Origin of the sequence: Novosphingobium tardum (assembly GCF_042652045.1) — a bacterium.
GTDB lineage: Bacteria > Pseudomonadota > Alphaproteobacteria > Sphingomonadales > Sphingomonadaceae > Novosphingobium > Novosphingobium tardum.
This window is the reverse complement of sequence record NZ_JBHSDR010000001.1, coordinates 1-11,269: the sequence shown is the minus strand read 5'-3', so window position 1 is coordinate 11,269 and position 11,269 is coordinate 1. Positions and strand designations below refer to the sequence as shown.

Here is an 11,269-nt window from a genome sequence, read left to right as displayed (position 1 = left end):
GCAGCAGCCGCCTGATCGGCGCAGAGCGACAGCCTACCTCTGACTGCCGCCAATCTTTGCAACAGAGCCCACAGAGGCGCATCATCTTATCAAAGCGAGTTCTCGCAATGCCTTCGAGCAGCCGCTCGCGCGCAAGCTTGGAAGCGGATTGGTTTCTGAAGCGCAAGCGGCGCTTCGATCTGGGCCTTGACCAAGTGCCTAAAGGCCTCTTACCGCTTTCTCTGGGCGAGGCCTAACTAAAGCTTTATCATGGTCATCCATCAGGACATCAGTAACAGCGAGAAAATCTTGCACAGCGTTCCCGCCGCAGACGACCGCCGCATGTTCCATGCACTCGAACAACTGTCCTAACGTTTCTAGAAAGATCGGTTCTCCCTTCTTGGTTAAATACAAGCGTCTAACACGCCGATCCTTGGCATCTGAGGTTTGCTTGACCAACCCACGCTCGATCAGTTGGCCCAAAGTCTTCGTTAGAGCTTGACCGGACACACGCAGAATTGTCGTTAGCTCTCCAACCGTAATACCGGGACACTTCGCTATAAACCACATAGCGCGGTGATGGGCTAGACCTAGCTGATGGACAGCCAGCGCCCCTTCGACAAGCGCGTGAAGGCGCATTTGGACAAATAAGATTCCCTCGAGCATTTTCCAAGACGGCCCATCCGAATCAATGTTCTCCAACCGCAGCTTGATTCTCCTACTCATCGGCATTCCGGGCGGGGGACGTAGCTACTGCGACCCGTTTTCATACCTCGGTGTTGTCCATTGGCCGCTGCATAAATGATGAAATATCGGCGCGCAACCGGTGGAGCAATGCGGCGGGATTACCTTTCTGCCTTGGGGCGTCGCTGAATTCAGGGGTAAAGTGTTGTGCGATGCAGCATAACAACTCCATTGACATACCCAACTTCGTTTATATACCTCCGTGCAGGTCGGCGGTCGTACAGCTGTCAGATCATGAAGCTGAATCTTAGGAAGGAGCAGCTCGCCACCATCGGCACAAAGAGTGACTGCGCAAGTTCTGCGTTCGATCTCGAACGCATCACAAAAGTGGGGAGGAAGAAATGAATCTGATGCGTAGCTTTAGCGCGAGTGCCGTGCTTTGCGGAGTGATGCTGACGGGCACCCCTGCTGCGAGTGCCGAGGATCAGAGCGCAGTTGCCGGACAAACCGGGTCGGAACCGGATAGCGATAGCCCCTCCGCTGGCGTCGATGAGATCGTAGTGACGGCCGAGCGTCGATCCCAAAATTTGCAAGACGTTCCGATGTCTATTCAAGCGTTCAGCGCGGAAAGTCTCGCGAAGAGCGGAACGGGCTCAAATATGGATCTGCAGACGCAAACACCCGGTCTGGTGATGACCGAAAATAGCGGTTTCGGACAAATCTATATACGAGGTATCGGCAGCGACGTAATTGGAGCGGGCGTAGATAACGCCGTGGCGGTTTATATCGATGGCGTCTACCAGAGCCGTCCCGCAGGATCCACACTCGCATTTTCGGACGTCGAGCGTGTCGAAGTGCTGAAAGGACCGCAGGGAACGCTTTATGGGCGCAACGCGACCGGTGGTGCGATAAACATCATATCAAAAAGACCCAGCGAAACATTCGAAGGTGATATTCAAGCGGAGACGGGCAGTTACCGAAAAGGGCTGCTACGTGGGACGGTAAGCGGACCGCTTGGAGCCTCGGTGGCTGCTCGCGTGAGCTTTCTGGTGAACAAGAGCGACGGCTACACAAGAAACATTCTACTCAATACGCGCGGTAACGACCGAAACGAACGAGCATTTCGAGCCGCACTGGAAATAAACCCGAGCGACGCCCTACAGATCACGCTTAATGCGAGACATTACGACAGCGACACAAGCCCAATGCTGAAGTCGCTCAACACCCTTTTCAATGTCGCATATACGGCCTTTAATGCCACGCAGATCAGCGACCCTTTCACGGTTCAGCAAAATGTTCAGTCCGGCGTGGCCGCTAAGCAGACTGGAGCGGACGCGACGGTCAAATATGAGATCGGCAAGGTTTTTCTATCATCCGTGACGGCTGTGCGAAAGGAAAAGCTCAACATCAAGAACACAGATACGGACGCGACTGAGATCGATGCCTTAAACGTTGGGGGCGGAAACAGCCCGGAGAGGTCGAACTTTTTCTCCCAGGACTTTACCGCAGGCTCAAATTCTGATGGGCCAATCGAATGGACCGCGCTCGCTTCGTATATGCATCAAACGACGGACTATAATTTTGCAATCGCCGTTCCGGTGGCACGTGTTAGGACTCTCGCCGTGGGTACTCTCACGACGGACGCCTTCGGCGTCGGGGGACAGGCAAGCTATACGCTAGCCTCGGGATTGTCCCTGACAGCTGGTGTCCGGTACAGCAAAGAATCGAAAGAAAATATCGAAACCAACGCAGTAAATGGCACGGTGACAAAGGCTCAGAATGCTAAAGAAACATGGTCTGCGTGGACGCCCAGGTTTGTAGCCAAATACTCCGTCACGGACAACACGATGCTCTATGCATCTTATAGCAAAGGGTTCAAAAGCGGAGGGTATAACACACTGTCAATTGGCGAAGCGTGGCAGCCCGAACGCGTCACGAACTCCGAAGTAGGTTTCAAATCAACGCTGCTGGATGGTCGCTTACATCTAAGCGCGGATGCGTTTATATCGAAGTACGACAATCTGCAACTCCAGTTCACGAACAGAACACCTGCTGGAGCCCTCGTCGCGGTCACGACTAACGCGGCTAAGGCAACAAGCAAGGGCATCGAAGCCAATGCCGACGCCAGACCCACGGAAAACCTCTTGTTGACAGTAGGGGTTCAGTTATTGCGCGGACGGTTTGATAACTACGTCTCGACCAATCCGCTCAATCCCGCCCCGGGCGCCGTTGACCAGAAGGGTAATCCCTTGCTGCGGGCACCCAACCTCACGCTTAACTTCGCCATGCAGTACACATGGCCAGCCGCTATCGGCGCCAACGATGTAACGTTCCGCTTCGACGGGTATCATAGGTCCAGGATCTACTACACCGCGTTTGCCGATCCCATTGCGAGCGAGAAATTGAACTTCGTGGGCAACGTTCAATTGTCGTTCGCGCCTTCAGGCGACCAAGGGCTATACGGCGCGGTTTTCGTCAGAAACATAACCGACAAAGTCTATCACACCGACATATTAGCTTCGTCTTCTGCAGGTTACGTCGGATATGTCGCCCCGCCACGTACCTTCGGTGTGCAGCTCGGGTACAGATTCTAATATCTGAGCTTTTCCATAGCGCCGGCACGCGAGCCGGCGCTTCCTACGGGCGGCTAGCAGCTTTTTGAGGAAGTATAGCGAGTGCGATTCATTGAATTCTTCGACCAAGGCGTTGCCCTAAATCCGGATCGCGCCTGTTTGGTGGACGACCAAGGAGTGCTTTCCTTTAGCGACGTGCAGGAGGTCTCCCACCGCATTGCTCGCAGGATGCTTGAATGCGGCATCGGTTCACAGTGTAAAGTCGCCGTGATCAGCCAAAATTGCTCACGTGCATTCGAATGTGTCCTGGGAACGCTGAGGCTAGGCGCCGTTTGGGTCCCAGTAAACATTAGAAATGCCATCGAGGACACGATCTTCATTCTAGACAGCCTGGATGTTGAAGTGCTCTTTCTCTCTCCCGCCTATTTAGATCTTCTTTCGCCGCTTCGAGCCGAGTGTCCCAAGATAAAGACCTACATATGCATGACTTCGACCGATGCTCGTAATGTGGCGTCGCTGGATCACTGGTTAACGGGTCCATATGAACCCGTGCCGCCTGAAGTCCGATCGGTCGACACGCTCGCTGTGATACTCGGTTCCGGGGGAACGTCGGGTAGGTCGAAGGGTGTCATGCACTCTGATCTGACTTGGGAAGCATTGATCGCGAATATGCGGATCGCGATGCCGCCCAAAAAGTCGCCGGTCCACCTGTTAGTCGCGCCCATGACCCATGGAGCCGGCGTTGTTGGACTGTGTTTGCTCCCGCAAGGAGCAACGCAGGTCATCATGCCCAAGTTCGACGCGCGAAGTGTGCTCGAGAATATCGAGAAGCACCGCGTAACGCACATTTTCCTGCCTCCGACGGCCATCTATATGCTGCTCGCGGACCCAGCGATCGGGAAGTTCGATTATTCCTCGCTGCAGTATTTCATATATGCCGGCGCTCCTATGTCAGTTGAGAAGCTGAAGAAGGCCATAGAGATATTCGGACCAGTTATGGCGCAGACGTTTGGTCAGGCGGAAGCGCCGATGATTTGCACGTATCTTTCTCCCGAAGACCACATGGAAGCGCTGTCGAGCCGCCCTGAACGATTACTTAGCTGTGGTCGGTCCTCGTATCTGACGCCGACTGAAATTCTGAATAGCGAAGGCGGCATCTGCCCCGCGGGAGAGACGGGGGAAATCGCGGTGCGGGGCAGCCTTGTTATGCAAGGATATTATAACAACAGGGAAGCCACCGCAGAAGTAACAAGTGCAGATGGTTGGCATCTGACCGGCGACGTCGGTAGGAAAGACGTGGATGGATTTGTTTACATCGTAGATCGCAAGCGCGATATGATAATTAGCGGCGGGTTCAACGTTTATCCCAGTGAAATTGAGCAAGTAATTTGGAGTCACCCTGCAGTTCAGGACTGTGCCGTGCTCGGCGTTCCCGACGAAAAGTGGGGCGAGGCGGTGAAAGCTATTGTTGAATTAAAGCCCGGTGCCGGTGCGACTGGCGCTGAGATCCTGCAACTCTGCAAAACTCGGCTAGGCGGAGTCAAGTGTCCAAAGACCATCGATTTCTTGGAGAAGTTGCCTCGGACAGCTAACGGCAAGGTGTCAAAACGCGACCTTCGACAGACCTACTGGGTAGGTCATGAAAGAGCCATTTAGCTTGGTGCAGCGCCCACGCGTCACCCTCAAAAGGTGGTTTAGATGACCAATGCGTACATTGTCGGCGCGTTCACCACCCGGTTCGGGCGCGCGAGCGAAAAGACCGTTCGGGATCTAACTCGCGAGGCCTATCTCGGTGTCCTTGCGGATGCGGGTATGGAAACCGGAGCGAAGATCGAATTCGCATGGTTTGGAAACTGCATGATGGATTATTGGGGCCAGGCGATTATCCGCGGACAAGTTTGTTTTTTGCCTCTTGTCCGAGAAGGCCTCTTTCCCGAGCGGGTACCCATGATCAATGTGGAAGGGGGTTGTGCCACTGGCTCGATGGCTTTTCATGGCGCATTCAAAGATATCCTGTCGGGCCAGTCGGACCTATCCCTTGCTTTGGGCGTGGAAAAGCTCTTTGATCCCCGTCCCGGTGCGGACATCTTTCAGTGGTTCGGCGGCGGTCACTCCCCATTCGATCGCGAAGAGCTACTTGAGGAATACCACCGCGTCGCACGCAACATCGGTGTAGCGTTCACGCCTGAGCCGAACAGGACGTTGCCCATGGACACCTACGCCGTTCAGGCCGCTTATCATATGAAGCGGTATGGAACGACCCGCGAGCAAATCGCCGCCTGTGCTGCTAAAAACCACTTTCACGGCTCTCTGAATCCAAAAGCCCAATATCGCTTCACGATGTCACCCGAGGAGGTGCTGGCTGATCGACTGGTCGTAGATCCGTTTACTCGCGCAATGTGTTCGCCGCTCGGCGACGGTGCCGCGGCGATTCTTGTCTGTTCGGAACGCTATCGGAACACCCTGCCGGAACCTATCCGGGCCCGGGCGATACGAATTAGGGCAAACGTATTCACGGGCGGAAAATACCGCAATGAAGACGAACCAAGTTTAAGCCGCGTCGCAGCAGACAAAGCTTACCGCGTGGCCGGCGTGACCCCGGCGCAAATCGATGTAGCGGAAGTGCATGATGCCACGTCCTTCTGTGAAGTCTACCAAATGGAGATGCTGCGGTTTTGCGAAATAGGTGAAGGAGGCCCCTTTGTCGCTTCCGGCGCGACGAGCCTCGGCGGCCAGCTACCCGTAAATACATCCGGCGGGCTGGTTTCAAAAGGGCACCCAATTGCCGCTACAGGGCTTTCGATGCTGACCGAATTAACAACCCAACTGCGGCACGAGGCGGGAGACCGCCAAGTGGAGGGGGCGGAATTCGCATTGCAGGAGAACGGCGGCGGCGTGATCGGCCTTGAGGAGGCAGCTTGCGCTATTACCATCCTTCAGAAAGTTTGAGTTGTGTAACATCGATAATCGTTTGTCTGCAGGGGGGCCAGTCATGAGCGGAAGACTGAAAGGAAAAGTTGCTGTCGTCATGGGCTGCGGTTCGTCTGGACCGGGGCTGGGGACCGGCAAAGCCATTGCTCTCATGTTCGCGAAGGAAGGCGCCAAGATCCTGGGCTTCGACAAGAATGCAGAGGCTGCCGAGGAAACGATGGAGATTATCCGAGCGTCTGGCGGCGAGTGCAGCTCATACATTGGCGACGTTACTGTCGCATCTGACATCGCCAACGCGGTCGAAAATTGCACAGAAACATTCGGACGAATTGATATCCTCGTGAACAACATCGGAATTGGGCCGATTGGCGGTGTTGTCGATCAATCAGAAGAGGTTTGGGACGCCGTATTCGATATAAATCTGAAAAGCGTATTTCTTGCCTGCAAATACTGCATTCCGGTGATGATCAAGGGCGGTGGTGGGGCCATCGTAAATATTTCATCGCTGGCGGCGTTGCGGTGGACGGGCGTGCCTCTAATTGCCTACGCGGGGTCGAAAGCCGCAATGAATCAGATGACGAAGCACATCGCCATGCAGTATGCCGCCAACAACATACGCGCAAATGCCATCCTACCCGGGCTGCTGTATACGCCCATGATGGTAGAGACGATGAAGCGGCATTACGGAGAAGATGTGCAACAAATCCTCGATATTCGAGCTAAGATTTGCCCGGGAGGCGCCGCTGGTGATGCCAACGACATTGCCTATGCCGCTGTTTATCTTGCGTCGGACGAGGCGAAGTTCGTTACTGGTGTCGACCTTCTCGTTGACGGTGGCGTGAGTTGTCAAATTGACGCGCCAAATAAGGCATAACTGAAAGCGCTTGGTAACTTGCCAATGGACCAGGTAGTCATCAAGATAGAAACTGATGTCGCCATTACGATGCGTGATGGCGTCACGCTACGCGCGGATATATTCCGACCAGAAGGTGATGGCCCGTTTCCTACCCTCGTGATGCGTACGCCGTACGACAAACGGCGTGCGTTTGCGTATTACTTCTATGACCCCATACGTATGGCTCGAAATGGGTACGCGGTTATCTTTCAGGATTGCCGGGGTTGCTTTGCATCGGAGGGAACATTTTATCCCTGGAGACACGAGTCAAGTGACGGCTACGACACGATTGAATGGGCTGCGGCGCAAAACTGGTCCAACAAGAAAGTCGGGATGTACGGATACTCCTATCCTGGGTCAGTCCAGTGGGCCGCTGCGGAAGAACGCCCCCCACATTTGAGCGCTATTGCGCCAGGGTCCTCACCGGAGACTGTGAAGGATCTGGTCTTCCGAGGCGGCGTGTTTCAGCTACAGCTTGCGCAACTGTGGACATTAACGATCGCTGCAATGCATGGCCGGCGCCAGTCCACGCTACAGAACAGCGCGGAGCACTTAAGGCAGGTTGCTGCATCACTATCGGACTTATCTCAAGAGGCTCGTTATCTTCCTCTTAATCAGTGGCCCATAGCTGAAAATGAGTCATTAGCGTTCTATCGCGACTGGTTGCGGCACCCGGAGTGCGGCGATTACTGGCAAAAGCTGGACTTGCCTTCGTTTAGCAACATCGATCTACCAACTTACATAATAGGCGGTTGGTACGATGTCGTAACCGCAGCCGGGGTCCTCTCGACATTCACGAAGCTTGCATCAAAAGGTGGTTCCCACCGCGTTAAATTGATTATGGGCCCGTGGGGTCACGAAATGCACCTCATGCGAAAGGTAGGCGACCATGACTTCGGTCTTTCCGCCGGTGGAGACGCGGTTGATCTGATCGGTCTTCATTTGCGATGGTTTGATTACTGGCTAAAGGACATCGACAACGGCGTCGTAGACGAACCGCCGGTCCGCATTTTCGTGATGGGGGACAACCGTTGGCGTAATGAAAACGAGTGGCCCCTCGCCAGGACGCATTACACAAAGTATTTCTTTCGGAGTGACGCCTCGCCTCATGGCGCCGACGGACTCTTAACACGCGAGCCACCACTTGAGGACGAACTGGAAAGCTATACTTATGATCCGCTAGACCCCGTGCCGACGGAAGGCGGCAGCATTCTGGATATGCAGCGAGGCTTTGGACCAGTGGATCAGCGCGCGGTAGAATCCCGAGCGGATGTTCTGGTCTACTCTACTGAACCTCTCGCAGATGAAATGGAGGTGACCGGCCCTGTAAGCGTAACTCTATACGCTCAGTCGTCTGCGGTGGACACGGATTTTACAGCCAAGTTGGTCGACGTGTGGCCAAACGGTGAGGCGTACGTCGTTCTCGACGGCATTGTGAGGGCCAGGTACCGATCTTCGGACGCGAGTCCTTCATTTCTGACGCCCGACGCTGTATATGAGTATTCGATTGATCTTGCTGCCACTAGCATCGTGTTTAAAGCCGGCCATCGAGTTCGGATTGAGATCTCTAGCAGTAGCTTCCCGAAATATGATCGGAATACCAACACCGGGGCGCCGATTGGGGCCGATAATTCAACGCGACCAGCGCGGCAAACAATATTCCACAGCGCAGCCAGATCGTCTCATGTCATTCTGCCCGTCATACCGAGATGACGGCAGCGCAACAAAAAGGGTGATGCATGTTAGACGGACTGATGCAGAGAACGCCCCTGCAGATCATCGGAATTTTGAATCATGCTGCCGTTGCGCATGGTGAGCGCGAAATTGTTTCCCGCTTGGTTGACGAGCCCATTTGGCGCTATACATATGCCGAGATGTCGCGGCGCGTCGCTCAAGCGGCACATATGCTGCGTGAATTGGGGGTTCGGCCGGGCTCTCGGGTATCCTCACTGGCCTGGAACACGCACAGGCATCTCGAACTCTTTTATGCTACGCCGGGAATCGGCAGTGTACTCCATACCGCCAATCCACGCCTTTCTGACGATCAAATCGTGTACACGATTACGCATGCGGGCAGTGAAGTTTTATTCTTTGATAAAACGTTCTCGTCGATGGTAGCACGCATTCGGCCACGTCTTAGCGGCGTACGAACATTCGTTGCGCTCTCTGAGAAATGGAATTTGGAAGCCAACCTCACAGTTGCTTCCTCTTATGAGGAGCTGCTTACGCGTCAGAAAAGCTCCTACGAGTGGCCAGTCTTTGATGAAAACGCCGCCGCCTTTTTATGCTACACCTCGGGGACTACGGGTCATCCGAAGGGCGTTCTCTACAGTCATAGATCCGTTGTTTTGCACTCGCTAGCTGCAGGACTAGCCGGAGCGCTGGGGTTTTCCGCATTCGATTGTATTATGCCGTGTCAATCACTCTATCATGCGACGGCGTGGGGTTTGCCTTTTGTCGCTCCCATCAATGGCTGCAAATTAGTTTTGCCCTGTGAAAAAATGGACGGCGCAAGTTTACATGAACTTATCACCACGGAGGGCGTCACTTTTTCTGGTGGCGTACCGACCATCTGGACGACCTATCTAGCTTACTTGGAGCAATGCGGCGGAAATACCGCTAGCCTCAAACAGTTGGTGATTGGTGGTTCGGCCGTTCCTCGTGCGATGGCCGAGACGTTTCTTAGAAAGTATGGTGTAGAGGTTCGGCAGATTTGGGGCATGACCGAGACGAGCCCGCTAGGCGTTATCGCTACGCCGACGCCCAAACTAGCGGCAAAGGGCGAAAACCTTACGGAAGAGACGATCTGGACAAAGCAAGGCCGGCTGCAATTCGGTATTGAGTTGCGCGTCGTCGACGAAGAACGAAGGGATGTTCCGCGCGACGGAAAAACGCCAGGCACCTTGTTGGTGCGAGGTCCTTGGACAATCGAGCGGTATTTCGGTGATGACAAGTCAGCCGTGGATGCCGCCGGATGGTTCGACACGGGCGACATAGCGACCTTGGACGATGACGGGTTTATGCGGATTACTGATCGGCAGAAGGATGTCATCAAGTCTGGCGGAGAATGGATCAGTTCCATTGATCTTGAGAATATAGCTGTGGCCTGTCCTGGGGTTCGGATTGCGGCCGTAATTGGCGCGTATCATCCAAAATGGGAGGAGCGACCGATTTTGGTTGTTGAGCCTCACCCGGAATGTGCCGTTACAGCCGATCAGGTGCGGGAATTCCTTGAGCCGAGGATAGTGAGATGGTGGAGCCCTGACGCCATCATCATCGCGACCATTCCACTCACGGCGACAGGCAAAATCGATAAAAAGTCCTTGCGAGACAAATATAAGGGCTACTTGATCAACACGCGAAAATACGGAGCCCACTCCGAACCAAAATAGGCTGCACAACGGTACTGCAGGAATCGGGACGATATTCCCGAGTTTATGAGCGCTGTTCAATACGCTGAGCTTTTGGCCTCGGTATCAAGCCGCTTCTACGCCTCGGCCCGGGTTACGGGTTCGGTCATCATGCCTCAACGTCCGGGGCTGGGACCTTCAAACGGCTTTTGCGTCTGTGCCGTAGGCTGCATCTGCGCGTCTTTGAAAGCTTCAACTCCTCGGCGAGCTTCAAGCAAGCGGCCCACGAGCTGTCTGGACGGCCCGTTGGGGTCATCTCCTTAATCCACCATTGGCAGAGGCTGCCTGGCCGGTAATCCCCCTCGTCGGTCCGAACTGCTATCCGAAGCTGGAACAGCATTTCGCGGAAGCTGTCATAGCCGACCATATGGATCAGCATGTCTAGCTCCCGCGCATAGGCATAATTCATGATGTCCGACAGACGGGTTTTGCCATCCCAGATAGCGACTGCTGCCCGATACGGGATCATCAAAAGCCGCTCAGGATTGCGTCTCATAGCGAGCCACACAGCTACTCGCATTTCCGGCTCAAGTTCTTCATTTGCCGGCGCATTTTCTATTCCCAGTGCGTCGTGTCCCCACTTGTCCGAGAACCGCTCGATCCGAGCCCGCGCCACCTCGGCTTGGTGTTTCGACATATAGGCCATGGCCCCCTGCAGAACGCTCACGTGCCGGCGGACAGATGGCAGGCGGTTCGTGTCCCGGCCTGCGATCTGGAGGATCAAATCGGGCTCTGTTGCAAAGATTGGCGGCAGTCAGAGGTAGGCTGTCGCTCTGCGCCGATCAGGCGGCTGCTGC

General features: G+C 54.7%; 8 protein-coding genes. 6 read left to right on the top strand and 2 right to left on the bottom strand.

What is annotated here, in order from left to right; genetic code table 11:
• Positions 1–198 precede the first annotated feature (198 nt).
• The gene (locus tag ACFO0A_RS00040) at positions 199–618 is read right to left on the bottom strand and encodes a MarR family winged helix-turn-helix transcriptional regulator (protein WP_379536940.1); all 420 of its coding nucleotides are present in this window, start codon (positions 616–618) and stop codon (positions 199–201) included.
• Between the two features lie 446 nt (positions 619–1,064).
• Here ACFO0A_RS00040 and ACFO0A_RS00035 point away from each other — a divergent pair, with 446 nt between their 5' ends.
• The 6 genes from ACFO0A_RS00035 to ACFO0A_RS00010 all read left to right on the top strand — a co-directional run bounded on the left by ACFO0A_RS00035 (position 1,065) and on the right by ACFO0A_RS00010 (position 10,454).
• On the top strand, positions 1,065–3,257 hold the full coding sequence (locus ACFO0A_RS00035) for a TonB-dependent receptor (RefSeq protein ID WP_379536939.1): 2,193 nt from the start codon (positions 1,065–1,067) through the stop codon (positions 3,255–3,257).
• Positions 3,258–3,338: 81 nt separating this feature from the next.
• Positions 3,339–4,892, top strand: a complete 1,554-nt coding sequence (locus ACFO0A_RS00030; protein WP_379536938.1) for a class I adenylate-forming enzyme family protein — start codon at positions 3,339–3,341, stop codon at positions 4,890–4,892.
• 42 nt (positions 4,893–4,934) lie between these two features.
• Positions 4,935–6,185, top strand: coding sequence for a thiolase family protein (locus ACFO0A_RS00025; protein WP_379536937.1), 1,251 nt, complete (start codon positions 4,935–4,937; stop codon positions 6,183–6,185).
• Positions 6,186–6,228: 43 nt separating this feature from the next.
• A complete protein-coding gene (locus ACFO0A_RS00020; RefSeq protein ID WP_379536936.1) occupies positions 6,229–7,041 on the top strand; it encodes an SDR family NAD(P)-dependent oxidoreductase in 813 nt (270 codons plus the stop codon).
• Between the two features lie 24 nt (positions 7,042–7,065).
• Positions 7,066–8,775 (top strand): CocE/NonD family hydrolase, encoded by a 1,710-nt coding sequence (locus ACFO0A_RS00015; protein WP_379536935.1) that lies wholly within the window; start codon positions 7,066–7,068, stop codon positions 8,773–8,775.
• Positions 8,776–8,801: 26 nt separating this feature from the next.
• Positions 8,802–10,454, top strand: a complete 1,653-nt coding sequence (locus ACFO0A_RS00010) for a long-chain fatty acid--CoA ligase (protein WP_379536934.1) — start codon at positions 8,802–8,804, stop codon at positions 10,452–10,454.
• Between the two features lie 127 nt (positions 10,455–10,581).
• On the opposite strand, the gene ACFO0A_RS00005 is transcribed toward ACFO0A_RS00010, so the two are convergent.
• Positions 10,582–11,196, bottom strand: a complete 615-nt coding sequence (locus tag ACFO0A_RS00005) for a hypothetical protein (protein WP_379536933.1) — start codon at positions 11,194–11,196, stop codon at positions 10,582–10,584.
• Positions 11,197–11,269 lie beyond the last annotated feature (73 nt).